Genomic DNA, 14851 nt, shown 5'->3' on the forward strand with positions numbered 1-14851 from the left:
AAAAAGCCGGGACGGGAGAATGCGGCAGGGGCGCACGCCCCGTTTACACATACAGCACATCCCGCAACGTTTCGAGCATATAATACGACGACGTCGCCCCGGGGTCCTGGTGCCCGACGGAGCGTTCGCCCAGGTAGCTGGCGCGGCCCTTTCGGGCCTGGAGCGGAATGGTGTCGGCCAGGGCCTTTTCCCCCACGGGCAGGGCCGCGTCCACGATGGCCGCCACATCGTCGCCGGCGGCGGCGCGCGCCTTGACCACTTCGAGCACCGGGGCCCAGACGTCGTACATGGTCTTGTCGCCGCGTTCGGGCCGGCCGCGCTGAAGGATGCCGTCCACCCCGGCCTCGACGAAGCGCGCGAAATCCGCGGCGTCAAGCTCCTCCTTGCCGCCAAGGAACATGCCGGGCTTCATCCAGAACGTCCCGTAGAGCGGGCCGCTCGCGCCGCCGACGCTCGACATGAGCGTCATGCCCACGGTCTTGAGGATGGTCCCGATATCCTTGTCCGCCACGGGCGGCAGTTTCTCCATGACCTTGCCGAAACCCCGGTGCATGTTGATGCCGTGGTCGGCATCGCCGATGGCGGCGTCGAGGTCGGTCAGGTAGTCCTTTTTCGCGGCGTAAACGGCGTCCAGTTTGCCGAGCCAGGCGAGCAACTGGGCTTTGCTGAGGGGCATACGCATCCTCCGCTTGAGCGGGTTTCAAAACTTGCAATTGGCGCTGGCCGGCCTCCCACTTTCGGGAGGTCCAGGAGGGGCCGCCGCCCCTCCTGGCCGCCGGAGGTATCTTTTTCTTCCCCTTCTTTCGTTCTACCGCACCAAACCCGGCGTTTTGACGGGCGCGTCCCAGTATTTGAGTATCTCGTCGTCGGCCTTGAGCAGCGTGATGGAGAAGCCCTGCATTTCCAAGGAGGTGATGTACGGCCCGATCAGGTTGCGCACGATGGCCAGGCCCTTTTCCTTGCAGACCGCGTCGAGCTTTCTGTAGACCGCGTACAGTTCGGAGAGCGGCGTGCCGCCCATGCTGTTGACGAACGCGATGACGTTGTCGCCCTTGACGAACGGCGCGTCGGTGAGCGTGCTCTCCACCCAGCCGCTGCCGTCCCATTCGCGCACGGTGCGGGTGTAGGCGGGGTCGTCGATGATCTGCCCGGCGACATAGGCGGTGAGTGCGTCCACGGGCCTAATCGGCATGCGGTGAGTGCCGGGCTCGCCGTGGATACCGATGCCCATCTCCACCTCGCCCTCGCCCAGGTCGAACGTGGGCTTGCCCGCGGCCGGGACGGTGCAGGAGGTCAGGGCCACGCCGAAGGAGCGGCCGTACTGGTTCACCTTGCGGCAGAGGGCGGCGCAGGCTTCGAGGTCGTAGCCGGCCTCGGCGGCCGCGCCGACAATCTTTTCGGCCAGCACCGTCGTACCCACGCCGCGGCGGCCGGCCGTGTACAGGCTGTCCTTGACGGCCACGTCGTCGTCGATGAGGATGTTTTGCACCTTGATGCCGTCCGCGGCGACGAGCTCCGCGGCCGCCTCGAAATTCATCACGTCGCCGGTGTAGTTCTTGACGATGAAGAGCACGCCCGCACCGCCGTCCACGGCCTTGGCGCAGGCGTACATCTGGTCCGGGGTGGGCGAGGTGAACACTTCGCCCGGGCAGGCGCCGTCGAGCATGCCTTTGCCGACGAAGCCGCCGTGCATGGGCTCGTGGCCCGAACCGCCGCCGGAAATGAGCGCCACCTTGCCCGCAACCGGCGCATCGGCCCGGCGGATGAAAGTAGGCTCGAAGGCGACCGTAAGCTCGGGGTGCGCGAGAGCCATGCCCTCCAGCTGTTCCTTGACCACGTTCTCCACGGCATTGATCAATTTTTTCATCGCAAGGGCACCTCGTGTTGCGGGTTGGGTTTGCCTGCCTGGCCGGATCGACGCCCTAGGACGCGCTCAATATCACGTTTACGGCTTTGAAGAAAAATGAGACCTCGTCGTTTTCCTTGATCTCCAGGCTCGTCAGGGACTTTGCGGTGATAAGCGCGCACATCGGCGTGCCGCCGTCCAATTTCCCCATGACTTCCACAGCCACGCCGTCACTGCGCAGCGAGGTCACGCGCCCTTTGAAATTGTTGCGGGCGCTGGTGTGCAGCCCCCCGTTCTCCCTGCCCACCAGCACTTCCGGCGGCTTGATCAGAGCGGTCACGGCAGCCCCTTCGGAGAGCAGCAAAGACTCGAAACTCTCCGTGGTGATGACGGACGCCAGGGAAAGCCCGCCCTGGGCGCGCAGGGAAACTTCCGTCAGCAGCGTTCCCCTGCGCACATGCGTCACTTGGCCAAAAAAAGCATTCCTGGCGCTCGCCGGCATCGACAACCTCCCTCTCGAAAGGGTGAAAACAGACAAGGATCGCGAGGAGCGGCTCAACCAGCGTCGTTACGCGCCGCCACCCGCAACGTCCCCACCGAGAGCGCTTCCGTGCACACGCCCCCGCGCAACAGTTCCTCGTAATAACGCGTCACGCCCTCAAAGATGCCGATGTCGTGAAATACGGCCAGCCCCTCGGGAATGAGCCATTTGCCCCAGGCCTCGAAATCGTTGCGCGAGGCTTCGTAGGAGTGGTCCCCGTCGATAAAGAGCAGGCGTATGGGATGACTCCACTGCGCGGCCGCCTCGGCGGAACCCATGCGCAGCGGCCGGACCCAGTCGTCCACCTCCGCTTTCGCGAGGTTTTCCGTAAACACGGCAAAAAGGTCGCCGCGCACGACGTAGGCGGATTCGTTCGCGCCGCCGCGCTGGTGTTCCGGGGAGCCCAGGAAGTGGTCGACGGCTGTTACTTTCTCGCGACGCGCCCGCTTTGAGCCACGGGCAAGGTAGCAGGTCGATTTGCCGGTGTAGCTGCCGATCTCGACAATGCCGCCCACGCCCGGGCCGCACTGGGCGAGCAGCAACAAGGCATAGCCTTCGATGGGATCGAGGAAGCCGTCTATGGAGGAAAACGCGTCCGCCAGCAGCCAGTAGTCCGTGGCCGCAGCCAGACGCGGCAACAGCGCGTCGAAGGCCGCCCCGATTTTCCCTGGCAAAGCCCCCATCCCCTGCCCTGTCCCTTTGCTGTCCCGCATGTGCCCCATCGTCCCACCTGTGTTTGCCTGCGCGGCATGCGCAAAGGCCCTCCCTTCACGCTTGCGCCTGCAAGGCTTTCCACCGCGACGCGGCCCGTGCCTGGCGCGGACGCCGGATTTTCAGCCAGCGCCGCCCGGGAAGTCAACCGGCAAAAGAAAAGAAAGTGCCGGGACGACCTTTTCGAGGATGCGGCGAGCGCACGCTCTTGACGGGCAGTGTACGGGTCGAGAAACTCCTCCGGCGACTCCCCATAGGCGTCGAGACGGTCTTTGAGCACGGCATCGAGGCGGCCGGCGGTTGCCAGCGCCGCAGCCAGGGTGATCAGGTCCTCGGGCTTTGAGGCTCGCCACAGATCCAGCAGAGCTTCCCAGATCTTCCTGCGAGCGGGCGAATAGAAATCCATCGGCCGCAGCTCCACGCCAAGTTTGTCGAGCAAGGACATTTTGAGCAGCACACCACCTAAAACCGCCTGTTCGGCATCAAGATTTTGGGGCGGCAAATTCCGCAGACGGGCGTTTTCAAGGGTAGCCGGAGAAGCATTTAGCACGCGCCGGGAAGGCTGCCCCATGGCTCCCCCTCCTTAACCACAGGCGTGACGGCCCGGAGTTATTGTCTGTTGAGTCGCCATGTAAGCCTGGGAACAGGCCAGAACGTTATCAGGAGAGAAGCCCTTCCTCTTGATAGGGTTCCATTTAATGGTACCATTTCTTCCATGAACACCCGGAACCAAAAGACGCTTGCAGCGATCTTTGCCCGCCCCACACATCCGACCTCCGTTGGGAAGACATCGAGGCACTGTTCCTCGCCCTGGACGCCGTGGTCACCGAAGGCCGGGGATCGCGCGTCCGGGTCGTCCCGAACGGCGTGGCGGCCACGTTCCATCGGCCGCATCCCGGGCCCGTCGCCAAGAAAGGCGCGGTGGAAAGTGTCCGGGAATTGTTAAAAAACGCAGGAGTGACGCTATGAACGCCATGACATACAAGGGGTATACGGGGACTTTTGAATTCATTCCCGATGACAATGAATTCCATGGTCGCGTGATAGGCATCCGCGATGTGATCCATTTCTCCGGCAGCTCGGTCGATGAACTGCGCCAAGCCCTGGCCGATTCCGTGGAGGATTATCTTGATCTGTGCGCCCAGGCGGACAGAACTCCGGAAAAGCCCTACTCTGGGCAATTCCGGCTGCGTTTGTCCCCGGAAGTGCATCGGCTTCTGGCCATCGCCGCCAAGGCCAAGGGCAAGAGCCTGAACGAATTCGTAGCGGATGCGGCCGAAAGAGCGGCGCGGGATGCCGTTCTGTGATCTTTGGGCCACACTCTGGACACCCGAAACCATCGGGAAGGTGCCCACGCCCACGATCAAGCCCCGCTCCGGCGGGGCTTTTCGTTTCCCCGGCCCGAGGCGGGAATGGGCCCTCGACGAGGCGAGGGCACGGAAGGAATGGGCGAAGATCAGCCTGCCCCAAACGAACATAGCCCCAAAAGTTGCACACTTTTTGGGGCTATGTTGGGGCAGTTTCAGGCGGGCGTAAATATTAAGGACAGAGAGAAGAAGAATTTTCTCTATGAAATCAACTTGGTGCGAGAGGGGGGGCTCGAACCCCCATACCTTTCGGTGCCAGATCCTAAGTCTGGTGCGTCTCCCAGTTCCGCCACTCTCGCACGGCCCACCGCTGATGGGCGAATTTTCTTACGCGAAAGAGCGCCCGGCCACAATCAGGAAACATTCCCGGCGCTCGTAAAGAATGTCGGCCGGCCGGCGTCAACGCGACAACAGTCGCTGATACGGCGCGAGATGGTTGACCGGCCCATCGCCGCCGCCCAGGTCCCAGGCCGTTTCGAGCGCCAGTTGCAGATAATCGCGCCCGGCCGCGACAGCCTCTTCCAGGGACTTGCCCAGGCCCCAATGGGCGGCGATGGCCGCGGACAGGGTGCAGCCCGTGCCATGGGTGTTGCGCGTGGCCACGCGGCGGCGCACATAGTCCCGGACAATGCCCGTGCGCGTTAGCAGCACATCCGCAACCGTCTCCCCCGCCTCTCCCGAGCCCGGCGCGAAATGCCCGCCCTTGATCAGCACCGCCCCGGCCCCAAGCCCGAGCAACCGCGCGCCCGCGCGCAAGACGTCCTCGCGCGTGGCGATGGCCATGCCGGCCAAGGCCTCGGCCTCCAGGCGGTTGGGGGTGAGCAGGTCGGCCAGGGGCAGCATGCGCGAAACGAGCGCTTCCATGGCCTCGGGCAAAAGCAGCCTCGCCCCGGACTGGGCCACGCAGACCGGATCGACGACGAGCGGGAAATTCTTTTGTGCGAGGCCGTCGGCCACTGCCGCGATGATGGGGGCGGAAAAGAGCATGCCCGTCTTGGCCGCGCGGATCGGGAAATCGGCAAGGACCGCGCGCAACTGCTCGGCCACGAAGCCCGGGGTCGGGGCCTCGATGGCCGTGACGGCCCTGGTGTTCTGGGCGGTCAGGGCGGTGATGACGGAAAGGCCGTAGCAGCCCTGCATCATGATGGCCTTGAGATCGGCCTGGATGCCGGCCCCGCCGCCGCTGTCGGACCCGGCCACGGTGAGCACACATGGCGGATGCATCGCTTTCTCCCTCAGGCTTGCGCCTCTTCCAACCCATCTTCGCTGTGGCGGATCTTGCGCAGGCTCAGGCCGCTCTTGCCGAGCACGAGCAGCCCGGCCAAGGTCACGGGGATGTACTGCACCATGTGCAGCACGAGCCCGGCGGCCAGCGCCTGGGAGCGGTCCACGCCGAAAAGGCCCAGGGAAAACACAACCGCCGCCTCGAACACCCCGAGCGCGCCGGGCGAGGACGGCATGGCCATGCCGAGCGAGGAGATGACGAAAACCGCCGCCGCGTGGCCGAAGGACAGCTGCATCTTGGCGACCCACAGCAGCACGAGAAAGGTCGAACTGGCGTAGCAGGCCCAACACACGGCCGTGTAGAGGCCGAGCACGACCATGAAGCCGGGGGTGACGCCGTGGAGCACCTGCAACTTGAGTTCGGCCATGAATTCGGCCAGCCGGTTGGACGGCATCTTGTCGATGATGCGGCCGACGAAATCGGGAAATGCACGCACGATCCAAAGCGCCACCCAGATGCCGCCGACAGCTGCGGCGAGTGGCACGAAGGCCATCTTGAGCTTGAAATGGAAGGCGACGACGAGCCCCATGGCCAGGATGGCGTTGAGGTCGAAGAAACGCTCCCAAAAGACCATGGTGATGCTGCGCGAGAGCGAAAAATGGCATTCCCGGCGCAGGTAGAAGGCCTTGGCCAGTTCGCCGAGCTTGGCCGGCACGATGTTATTGACGGCCATGGACATGAGGAACGCCTTGAAGCACAGCCAGTTTCCCGCCTTGAAGCCGGAAAGGAAGTTCAGGCGCAGGGCCATGATGGCGTAACCGACAAAGGAAAAGACCGTGGTCCAAAAAAGGGCCATGTCGTCGTAGCGCACGAGCGTGGCCCACAACTGGGCGAAGTCGATGCCCCAGAAGGCGTAGACCAGGCAACCGCCCACAAGGAGGATGCGCGCCAGCAGGCTGGCGGCTTTTTTCATGAGCATGTCGGAACATCCCGGTACGCGGCCACGACAGGGCCGGCCTTGCGGCTACAGCGCATTGAAAAGCTCCCGAAGCCGATGGTTGAGGTGGGTATAGCGCCTGTCGCCGCCGGCGTTGCGCAGCCCGAGCATGAGCGCCCGCCTGCTGCCGATGATCACGGCCAGTCGCCTGGCCCTGGTCAGGGCGGTGTAGATCAGGTTGCGGCGCAACATGACGTAGTGCTGTGTCAATATGGGGACGACCACGGCCGGATATTCGCTTCCCTGGGATTTGTGGATGCTCACGGCATAGGCCGGGGCCAGTTCGTCGAGTTCGGTGCGGTCATAGGCGACGCTTCTGCCGTCGAAGGAGACCACCACCTCGCCTTCCTCGGGATCGACTTCCACGATGTGCCCCAGATCGCCGTTGAAGACGTCTTTTTCATAATCGTTTTTGGTCTGCAACACCCGGTCATGCAGGCGAAACCGCGCCATGCCGCGTGCGACTTCCGGCCCTTTGGGATTGAGGCGCGCGCGCAGGGCGTCATTTAGCGACTGCGTGCCGGCCTCGCCCTTGTGCATGGGGGAGAGCACCTGCACGTCGCGCAAGGGGTCGAGGCCGTAGACCCGGGGAATGCGCTCGCACACCAGCGTCGCGATCATGTCGCGCACCGTGGCCGGGTCGTCCTGCTCCACCCAGAAAAAATCCGCCTCGGGAGGCTGGCTGTCCGCGGCCTGGGGAAACTGGCCCTGGTTCACGCGGTGGGCGTTGACCACGATCATGCTCTGTTTCGCCTGACGGAAAATCCGCGTCAGGCGAGCGCTCTGCACGGCCTGGCTGGCCAGGACGTCGGCCAGGACATTGCCCGCGCCGACCGAAGGTAGCTGGTCGGCGTCGCCGACCAGGATGAGCCGGGCCGTTGCCGGCAGGGCCCGCAGCATATGGGCGCAAAGCCTGGCGTCGAGCATGCTGACTTCGTCCACGAGCAGCACGTCGGTCTTGAGCTTGTTGTCCTCGCACAGGGCGAAGCTGCCGTCGGGCGTGGATTGCAGCAGCCTGTGGAGCGTCGCGGCCGGCTGGCCCGTGGCCTCGGCCAGGCGTTTGGCCGCCCGGCCGGTCGGCGCGGCAAGTTTGACTTTTAAGCCCGACTTGTCAAGGGCCGCCACCACCATGCGCGTGATGGTGGTCTTGCCCGTGCCGGGGCCGCCGGTGATGACGAAGACCTTTTCGGCGCAGGCGTCCACGGCGGCCTGGCGCTGTTCGGGCGAAAGCTGGAGCCGCGCTTCGGACTCGAGCGCCGGCAACAGCTTTTCCACCTTGCCGCGCAGGTCCGCCCCGGGGTGCGTGGCCAGATCGTGCAGCCGGCGGGCGATCTCCACTTCCAGGGCGTAGTTGTGGCGCAGGTACACGGCCGAAGCGATGCCCTGTGTGGAGAGATCCTCGACCTTGATACGTTTGAGCGTCTCCAGGTCGCCCAAGGCTTCGTCCAGGCGCTCCGGGGCGACGCCTTCGATCATGGCCCCGGTCTTTTCGAAAAGCACGTCACGCGGCACGAACAGATGCCCCTGCTCGCCCATGGTGAAGAGCATGTAGACCAGGGCGGCCTGGAGCCGCTCGGGGCTGTCCGGGGCGAATCCCAGGCGCAGGGCCATGGCGTCGGCGGTCTTGAACGCAATGCCGCGAATCTCGTAGGCCAGCTCGTAGGGGTTGGCCCGGATGCGCGCCTCGGCGCTGTTGCCGTAGAGCTTGAAAATCTTGCCCGCATGGGTCGTGGCGATTTCGTGGGTCTGCAGGAAAAGCATCAGCGAGCGCACCTCGTGCTGCGCCGTCCATGAGGCCACGATCTCCTTGAGCTTTTTCTTGCCGAGCCCTTCCACGGCAAGAAGCTTTTCCGGCTCGCTGTCCAGGATGTCGAGCACCTTCTCGCCGAAGGCATCCACCATGCGCGTGGCGAGCACCCCGCCCACGCCCTTGATCATGCCCGAGGCGAGGTAGCGGCGGATGCCGTTTATGGTGGCCGGCATCTCCCGGGCGAAGGTCGTCACCTGGAACTGGCGGCCGTACTTGGGGTGGGTGGCCCAGGAGCCGGTGACGCGCAGCATTTCCCCGGGCGTGACCCGGTCCAGGTAGCCGACGATGGAAAACGGCCCGGGCTCGTCCTTGGAACGGACCTTGGCGATGAGATAGTTCGAGCCTTCGTTGAAGAAGGTGACGGACTGTACCTCGGCGGTTATCTCGATCGCTTGCGCCGCATCGGCCATGACGGGAAGTCGTCCTAGAGGTCCTGCCGGTAACGCAGGGATTGCGAGAGGGTTTCCTTGTCCACGTACTTGACCTCGGCCCCGAGCGGAATGCCCTGGGCCAGCCGGGTCAGGCGCACGCGGGGAAATTCCCGGGCCAGCAGGTTCTTGATGTGCGAGGCCGTGGATTCGGCGGCGAGCGTCGCGCCAAGGGCCAGGATGCACTCCGTGACCACGCCCTCGGCCAGTCGGGCGCGCAGGGCGTCCAGGCGCAGCTGGCCGGGCGAGACGCCCTCCAGGGGATCGAGCAGGCCGCCGAGGACGAGGTAGTAGCCCTTGAATTGGGCCGTCTCTTCCAGAAGCATGACGGCGTCCCACTGGGCCACGACGCACAACTGCTCCGGGGCGCGCGTGGGGTCGGCGCAGACCGGGCAGACCGGGGTCTCGGAGAGCCCGGCGCAGCGCGAGCACAGGCACAGCCGCTCGCGCAGGCGCAGGATGGCCTCGCCCAGGGTCTCGGCGCGGCCGCGTGGCCACTCGAGCAGCGTCATGGCCACCTTGAGCGCGGATTTCGGCCCGAGCCCGGGCAGCTTCGCCAATTGTTCGACCAGTTCCGCCAGGGGAGCCGGCAACGCCGTCTGCACCGCCATATCCGTCACTACCCATTTCCCCCAGCTTCCCCCCTTTCGGGAGGTCCAGGAGGGGTCGTCGCCCCTCCTGGCCGCCGGAGGCATCTTCTCTCTTACTGTTAAAATAAACCCGGCATCTTGATGCCGCCGGTGAGCTGGCCCATCTCGGCTTCCATCATGGCCTTGGCCTTCTTGAGGCCGTCGTTGACCGCGGCCAGGACGAGGTCCTGGAGCATGTCCACGTCATTGGGGTCGATCACGGTCTTGTCGATGGCGATGGACTTGAGCTCGTTGGCCCCGGTCACCACGGCCGTAACCATGCCGCCGCCGGCCGAACCCTCGACGGTGCGGGTTTCAAGCTCTTCTTGAAGTTTCGCCATTTTCTTCTGCATAACCTGGGCTTGGCGCACCAGTTCGTTCATTCCCTTCATGCGCGTATCCTCCGTAAACCGCGTTCAGCGGGGTTTGCGGTCGATGATTTCGGCATCGAAGACCGACTTGGCCTGTCGGACTTCCGGCCGTTCGTCAATATAGCGGTTGAGCTCGTCACGGGACATACGTTCGCCGCCGCCCCCCTCCCCCGCCTCCACGACGATTTCCACGGGGCTGCCGAAGTATTCGGCGGCGAGGGTCGTGAGCTGGCGTAGCTTGTCCGGGTGGCGCAGCTGGTTCACGTGAAAGGCGTTGGCGCAGACGAAACGCAGGGTGCCCGGCTCAGGCTCGGACGCGTACTCCCCTTTTGCGGCCTTCAGTCCCATGATCTCGCCGTTTTTCGCGGCGAAACGCTTGAAGCCCTCGAAGGTGCGCGGCCCGGACGGCACCTGCCCGGCGGCCTGGGCCGACTTTGCCGCGGGAGCGGGCGCAGGGGCCGCCTCCTTGCGGGGCGGCTGCCAGCCGCCGGGGCGCGGCGCGCCCGGAGCGCCCGCTGTGGCGGCCGCGCGGCCGGGCCCATGTTCGGACACGCCGGACGCCGCCTGCGGGGAAGTCCGCGGCGCGTATCCGCCAGAGCTCCCCGCCACGACGCGGCGCGCCCCTGCGGCATAACCGGACGGGCCGGAGGGACCGGAAGTACCGGGCGCGCCCGAGGGCGCAGCAGGCCCCGCGCCCTGCGGCGGCATGGCGCAGGTGGCGAGGTTTTGCAGGGGCAACAGGCGCGGCAGATAGGCGAGGTTTAAAAGCATCAGTTCCAGCGACAGAGCCGGTTCGAGGCTCGTCAGCACCCGCCTCTGGCCTTCGATGGTCATCTGCCAGCAGGCGTGGATGTGGGCCGGATCGAAGCGGCCGGCCCAGTCGAGCCAGAGCCCCGTCTCCTCGTCCGGCAGATCGACCACGGCAAGGCCCTTCTCGCCGGCCTGGCGCAGGAGGAACAGGTTGCGCCACATGCCGGCCAGCTCGCGCAGGAAAAAGCCGATGTCCAGGCCCTTGTCCAGGATCTGGCGCAGCACCTCGACCACGGCCGGGCCGTCCTGGCCATGGATGGCCTCGATGAGGCCGAAAAAGACTTCCTGGCCGGCCAGCCCGAGCACGTTTCGGGCGTCGGCCTCGGTCAGGCCGCTGCCGCCAAGCGCCAGGACCTGGGCTAAAAGCGACATGGAGTCGCGCACGCTGCCCGCGCCGCGCCGGGCGATGAGCTTGACCGCGCTTTGCTCGAAGGAAACGGCCTCGCTTTCAAGTACGTGGGTCAGATGCGCTTCGAGCTCGCCCTGGGACAGGCGCTTGAAGAGATAGTGCTGGCAGCGGCTGATGATCGTGGCCGGAAACTTGTGCGCCTCGGTCGTGGCCAGGATGAAGGTGACGCGGGCCGGGGGCTCTTCCAGGGTCTTGAGCAGCGCGTTGAACGCCGCCGTGGAGAGCATGTGCGCCTCGTCGATGATGAAGACCTTGTAGCGGCTGTTTAGGGGCGCGTAGCCCACGTCCTCCTTGAGGCGGCGGGCGTCCTCGACCTTGCCGTGGGTGGCGGCGTCGATCTCGATGACGTCGGGCGAGACGCCGGCCGTGATCTGGCGGCACTGGGCGCAGACGTTGCAGGGCTCGGCCGTGGGCGCGGTCTCGCAGTTGAGCGCCTTGGCCAGGACGCGCGCCAAGGTGGTCTTGCCGACGCCGCGCGTGCCGCTGAAAAGATACGCCGGGGCGATCTTGTCCTCGGCGGCGGCCCGGGACAGGATGCGCTTGACGGCGTCCTGCCCGGCCACGTCGGCAAAGCGCTGGGGCCGGTATTTGGCGGTAAGGCTGGTGGTGCTCATGCGGGTGTCCGGGCGGCCCCTCGGCCGAAGGGGCCGCCCGGGGCGTGTTACAGGCTGTAGCGGTGCAGCCAGCCGGCGTATTTCGGGTTTTCGCCCTTGACGACCTTGAAGAAGGCCTTCTGGAGCGCCTTGGCCACCGGCCCGGCATGCCCTTCGCCGATGACGCGGCGGTCGAGCGCGCGGATCGGGGTCAGCTCGGCGGCCGTGCCCGTGAAAAACGCCTCGTCGGCCACATAGACCTCGTCGCGGGTGAAAAACTGCTCCACCACCTCATAGCCCATTTCCTTTGCCAAGGCGATGACGCTGTCGCGGGTGATGCCGGCGAGCACCGTGGTCAGGGGCGGTGTTTTGATCACGCCATTTTTCACGATATAGATGTTTTCTCCCGACCCCTCGGCCACGTAGCCGGAGGCGTCGAGCATCATGGCCTCGTCGTAGCCGTCGGCCAGGGCTTCGGTCTTGGCCAGCACGGAGTTGACGTAGTTGCCGGCCGACTTGGCCTTGCTCATCATCGAATTGACATGAAAGCGGGTGTAGCTCGAGGTGCGGATGCTGATGCCCTTTTCCAGCGCTTCCGCCCCGAGGTAGGCCCCCCACGGCCACACGGCGATGGCCACGCGGATGGGGTTGTCGGCGGGATTGACGCCCATGGACCCGGAGCCCACGTACACCAGCGGCCGGATGTAGCCGGCGCGCATCTTGTTGGCGACAAGCGTTTCCACGCAGGCGTCCGTGACCTGCCCTGGTGTGAAGGGGATGGTGAGGCCCAAAATCTTGGCGGAACCGAACAGCCGGTCCACATGTTCCTTGAGGCGGAAGACCGCCGAGGAGCCGTCAACGCACTCGTACGCCCGGATGCCCTCGAACACGGCGTACCCGTAATGCAGACCGTGGGTCAGGACGTGCACATTGGCCTGATCCCAGGGCGTGAGCGTGCCATCCATCCAGATAAAGTCAGTACGTAACCCCATCTTCCTTCCCCCGTTGCGTATGGCCGCGGCCGGACCCATCCCGGAAGCGGCGTTGTACCGCGTCTTCACGACGTTTGGAACGTAAACGCAGCAGTGTAGACGCTTCGGGGGCAGCGGTCAAGATGCCCAGGGAAAAGATCACGGCATGCCGCATGGCGCGTCAGGCCGGCAGGGCCGCCTTGCACGACCCGCCAAGCTCCTCGATGAGCGCGCCGAGCTCCCTGGCCTGTTCGGCCAGTCCTTCCACGGTCTGCGTCGAGCGCACCATGGCCTGGGCGGTATCCTCGGACACCCGGTTCACATCGGCGATGGAGCGTTCGATGGTCTCGGCCGCGGCGGACTGCTGCTGGGAAGCGGCGGCGATGGAACGAACCTGGTCGGACGCCGTCTCGATGAGCGACACGATGGAGGACAGGGCCTTGCCCGACTCGTCGGCAAGCCCGGTGGCGGCTTCGATGACGGCCACGGCCTCGCGCACGCCGGAGACGGTCTTTTGCGTGCCGTCCTGGACGTCGCGGATGGCCCGGCCGACTTCCGAGGTCGCGGCCATGGTCTTTTCGGCGAGCTTTCGCACCTCGTCGGCCACGACCGCGAAGCCGCGCCCGGCCTCGCCGGCACGCGCCGCCTCGATGGCGGCATTGAGCGCAAGCAGGTTCGTCTGGTCGGCGATGTCGGTGATGACGCCGAGGATGCGGCCGATGCCCTCGGCCTGCCGGCCCAGTTCGGCCATGTCGTCGGTGAGGCGCAGGGCCTTGTCGCGCGCCTGGCCGATGCCGGCGACGGCCCGGCGCACCACGTCCGACCCGGCCACGGCCTTTTCCCTGGCGGCGGCGGCCGTGTCCGAAGCCGTGGCCGCGCTTTGGGCCACGTCAAGCACCGTGGCGCTCATCTCCCCCATGGAGGTCACGGTCTCCGAAAGCCGGGCCGACTGCTCGGCCGCGCCGCGCGTGGCCTGCTCGGCCCGGGCGGCCAGGTCCTCGGTGGCCCCGGTCAGGGCATCGACCACGGCGGTCAGGCGCGTGGCGGCATGGAGCATGCCTTCCTGACGGGCGGTTTCCGCGGCCTGGCGGTGCTCTTCGGCCGCGGCCTGGGCCTCGCGGGCCTTTTGCGCCTCGGCGGCGCACTGCGTGCCGTGGTTTTCCGCGGCCTGGATGTTTTCCTTGAGCGCCTCGAGCATTTTCCGCAGCGCATCGGCCAGTTCGCCGAGCTCGTCGCGCCCCTTGACGTCGAGGCGCGCCTGCATGTCCCCGCCGGCCACGGCGCGGGCGAAAGCCACGCCCTTGCGCAGGGGCCGCACGACGGAAAGGGTCACAACCGTGCCCAGGGCCAGGGAGACGATGAGGCAGGCCACGGCGGCGGCGATAAGGATAAGTCCCCGCCTGTCGGCCTGCTCCCGGGCGGTGTGCGCCAGGGCGTCGGCCTGGACGCGGCTTTGCTCCAGCAGGAAGTTGAGGGCGGCGGCGGCCGTGCGCAGGGAGAGCATGGAGGTGCCGATGGAGAGCGTCAGGGCGTTGCTGCGCTTGTTCTGGGCCACGAACTCCACGACCTTGGCGTTGGTCTTGCGCCAGTCCGCCAGGGCGGCGTTGAATTTCTGCCACTGCCCGGCCTCCTCGTCGGAGGTGAAATGCCCGTCCACCATGGCGCGTCCCTGGTCCACCAGGGCCAGGCCCTTTTCCAGGCTTTCCCGCTGCCGGTCGAATTCCTTGGAATTGGCCAGTTCCGGCACCAGGATGGTGCGCTCGGCCGACTGCGCGGCGAGGAGCCCTTCCTTGACCATGCCGAGCCCCGCCACCCGCGGCAGCACCGTGGCGACCACCTCGGACACGGCCGCGCTCGTGCCGCGCAGGCTCTGGTAGCCCAAAACGGCGATGCACACCGTGACGAGCGCCGTGACGCACACGGAAGCGAACAGCTTCACACCGACCTTGAGACTGGCCATGAAACGACTCCTTGGCTTGCGCCCGAAAGGGCAAATCCACCGAAATACGGCCGCGCAAAAAACGACTGGATGCGGCGTCTTTTTTCACCGGGAAACGACGCTTGTCAAACAGCAGCGATACCGCGCACATCCGGGAGAAGAAGCAGCGAAATACGCGCGGGGGTCACGCGTGGAGCGGCCATC

At 65.9% G+C, this 14851-nt stretch carries 15 protein-coding genes and 1 tRNA gene; 2 read left to right on the top strand and 14 right to left on the bottom strand.

Going from position 1 to position 14851, the window contains the following annotated elements:
- Window positions 1-43 precede the first annotated feature (43 nt).
- The 5 genes from dhaL to Q368_RS26930 form a co-directional block, all read right to left on the bottom strand.
- Window positions 44-676, bottom strand: a complete 633-nt coding sequence (dhaL, locus tag Q368_RS0106520) for a dihydroxyacetone kinase subunit DhaL (RefSeq protein ID WP_029458277.1) — start codon at window positions 674-676, stop codon at window positions 44-46.
- A gap of 132 nt (window positions 677-808) precedes the next feature.
- A complete protein-coding gene (gene dhaK, locus Q368_RS0106525; protein ID WP_029458279.1) occupies window positions 809-1867 on the bottom strand; it encodes a dihydroxyacetone kinase subunit DhaK in 1059 nt (352 codons plus the stop codon).
- Window positions 1868-1922: 55 nt separating this feature from the next.
- Window positions 1923-2348, bottom strand: coding sequence for a TOBE domain-containing protein (locus Q368_RS0106530; protein ID WP_052360062.1), 426 nt, complete (start codon window positions 2346-2348; stop codon window positions 1923-1925).
- A 53-nt stretch (window positions 2349-2401) separates the two neighbouring features.
- Entirely contained in the window at window positions 2402-3061 is a 660-nt protein-coding gene (locus Q368_RS0106535; RefSeq protein WP_162179631.1) for a class I SAM-dependent methyltransferase, read from the bottom strand.
- Entirely contained in the window at window positions 2965-3669 is a 705-nt protein-coding gene (locus Q368_RS26930; protein WP_281174617.1) for a DnaB-like helicase N-terminal domain-containing protein, read from the bottom strand. Before Q368_RS26930 ends, Q368_RS0106535 begins: the two co-directional genes overlap by 97 nt.
- 248 nt (window positions 3670-3917) lie before the next feature.
- On the opposite strand from Q368_RS26930, the gene Q368_RS26935 reads away from it, so the two are divergent.
- Both Q368_RS26935 and Q368_RS0106540 read left to right on the top strand, forming a co-directional pair.
- Window positions 3918-4067: a type II toxin-antitoxin system HicA family toxin gene (locus tag Q368_RS26935; protein WP_245611296.1), complete on the top strand. Its 150-nt coding sequence runs from the start codon at window positions 3918-3920 to the stop codon at window positions 4065-4067.
- Window positions 4064-4405, top strand: a complete 342-nt coding sequence (locus tag Q368_RS0106540; protein ID WP_029458282.1) for a type II toxin-antitoxin system HicB family antitoxin — start codon at window positions 4064-4066, stop codon at window positions 4403-4405. The genes Q368_RS26935 and Q368_RS0106540 overlap by 4 nt, the downstream gene beginning before the upstream one ends.
- A gap of 274 nt (window positions 4406-4679) precedes the next feature.
- Here Q368_RS0106540 and Q368_RS0106545 read toward each other — a convergent pair.
- The 9 genes from Q368_RS0106545 to Q368_RS0106585 form a co-directional block, all read right to left on the bottom strand.
- Window positions 4680-4764: transfer RNA gene (locus tag Q368_RS0106545), tRNA-Leu, on the bottom strand.
- 100 nt (window positions 4765-4864) lie between these two features.
- Window positions 4865-5689, bottom strand: coding sequence for a bifunctional hydroxymethylpyrimidine kinase/phosphomethylpyrimidine kinase (gene thiD / locus Q368_RS0106550; RefSeq protein ID WP_029458283.1), 825 nt, complete (start codon window positions 5687-5689; stop codon window positions 4865-4867).
- A gap of 11 nt (window positions 5690-5700) precedes the next feature.
- Window positions 5701-6669, bottom strand: coding sequence for a lysylphosphatidylglycerol synthase transmembrane domain-containing protein (locus Q368_RS0106555; protein WP_029458284.1), 969 nt, complete (start codon window positions 6667-6669; stop codon window positions 5701-5703).
- A 45-nt stretch (window positions 6670-6714) separates the two neighbouring features.
- Window positions 6715-8907 (bottom strand): SF1B family DNA helicase RecD2, encoded by a 2193-nt coding sequence (gene recD2 / locus Q368_RS0106560; RefSeq protein WP_029458285.1) that lies wholly within the window; start codon window positions 8905-8907, stop codon window positions 6715-6717.
- Between the two features lie 14 nt (window positions 8908-8921).
- Entirely contained in the window at window positions 8922-9536 is a 615-nt protein-coding gene (gene recR, locus Q368_RS0106565) for a recombination mediator RecR (RefSeq protein ID WP_029458286.1), read from the bottom strand.
- Between the two features lie 98 nt (window positions 9537-9634).
- Window positions 9635-9946: a YbaB/EbfC family nucleoid-associated protein gene (locus Q368_RS0106570; RefSeq protein ID WP_029458288.1), complete on the bottom strand. Its 312-nt coding sequence runs from the start codon at window positions 9944-9946 to the stop codon at window positions 9635-9637.
- A 24-nt stretch (window positions 9947-9970) separates the two neighbouring features.
- The gene (dnaX, locus tag Q368_RS0106575) at window positions 9971-11758 is read right to left on the bottom strand and encodes a DNA polymerase III subunit gamma/tau (protein WP_029458289.1); all 1788 of its coding nucleotides are present in this window, start codon (window positions 11756-11758) and stop codon (window positions 9971-9973) included.
- 47 nt (window positions 11759-11805) lie between these two features.
- The gene (locus Q368_RS0106580) at window positions 11806-12729 is read right to left on the bottom strand and encodes a branched-chain amino acid transaminase (RefSeq protein WP_029458290.1); all 924 of its coding nucleotides are present in this window, start codon (window positions 12727-12729) and stop codon (window positions 11806-11808) included.
- 160 nt (window positions 12730-12889) lie between these two features.
- Entirely contained in the window at window positions 12890-14668 is a 1779-nt protein-coding gene (locus Q368_RS0106585) for a methyl-accepting chemotaxis protein (protein ID WP_029458291.1), read from the bottom strand.
- Between the last annotated feature and the right edge of the window lie 183 nt (window positions 14669-14851).

The organism is Solidesulfovibrio alcoholivorans DSM 5433, assembly GCF_000702665.1.
In the GTDB taxonomy this organism is placed as follows: domain Bacteria; phylum Desulfobacterota; class Desulfovibrionia; order Desulfovibrionales; family Desulfovibrionaceae; genus Solidesulfovibrio; species Solidesulfovibrio alcoholivorans.

Coding starts and splice junctions, on each gene's coding strand:
- dhaL (WP_029458277.1), bottom strand. CDS start 676: ATGCCCCTCAGCAAAGCCCAGTTGCTCGCCTGGCTCGGCAAACTGGAC.
- dhaK (WP_029458279.1), bottom strand. CDS start 1,867: ATGAAAAAATTGATCAATGCCGTGGAGAACGTGGTCAAGGAACAGCTG.
- Q368_RS0106530 (WP_052360062.1), bottom strand. CDS start 2,348: ATGCCGGCGAGCGCCAGGAATGCTTTTTTTGGCCAAGTGACGCATGTG.
- Q368_RS26930 (WP_281174617.1), bottom strand. CDS start 3,669: ATGGGGCAGCCTTCCCGGCGCGTGCTAAATGCTTCTCCGGCTACCCTT.
- Q368_RS0106540 (WP_029458282.1), top strand. CDS start 4,064: ATGAACGCCATGACATACAAGGGGTATACGGGGACTTTTGAATTCATT.
- thiD (WP_029458283.1), bottom strand. CDS start 5,689: ATGCATCCGCCATGTGTGCTCACCGTGGCCGGGTCCGACAGCGGCGGC.
- Q368_RS0106555 (WP_029458284.1), bottom strand. CDS start 6,669: ATGCTCATGAAAAAAGCCGCCAGCCTGCTGGCGCGCATCCTCCTTGTG.
- recD2 (WP_029458285.1), bottom strand. CDS start 8,907: ATGGCCGATGCGGCGCAAGCGATCGAGATAACCGCCGAGGTACAGTCC.
- recR (WP_029458286.1), bottom strand. CDS start 9,536: ATGGCGGTGCAGACGGCGTTGCCGGCTCCCCTGGCGGAACTGGTCGAA.
- Q368_RS0106570 (WP_029458288.1), bottom strand. CDS start 9,946: ATGAAGGGAATGAACGAACTGGTGCGCCAAGCCCAGGTTATGCAGAAG.
- dnaX (WP_029458289.1), bottom strand. CDS start 11,758: ATGAGCACCACCAGCCTTACCGCCAAATACCGGCCCCAGCGCTTTGCC.
- Q368_RS0106580 (WP_029458290.1), bottom strand. CDS start 12,729: ATGGGGTTACGTACTGACTTTATCTGGATGGATGGCACGCTCACGCCC.
- Q368_RS0106585 (WP_029458291.1), bottom strand. CDS start 14,668: ATGGCCAGTCTCAAGGTCGGTGTGAAGCTGTTCGCTTCCGTGTGCGTC.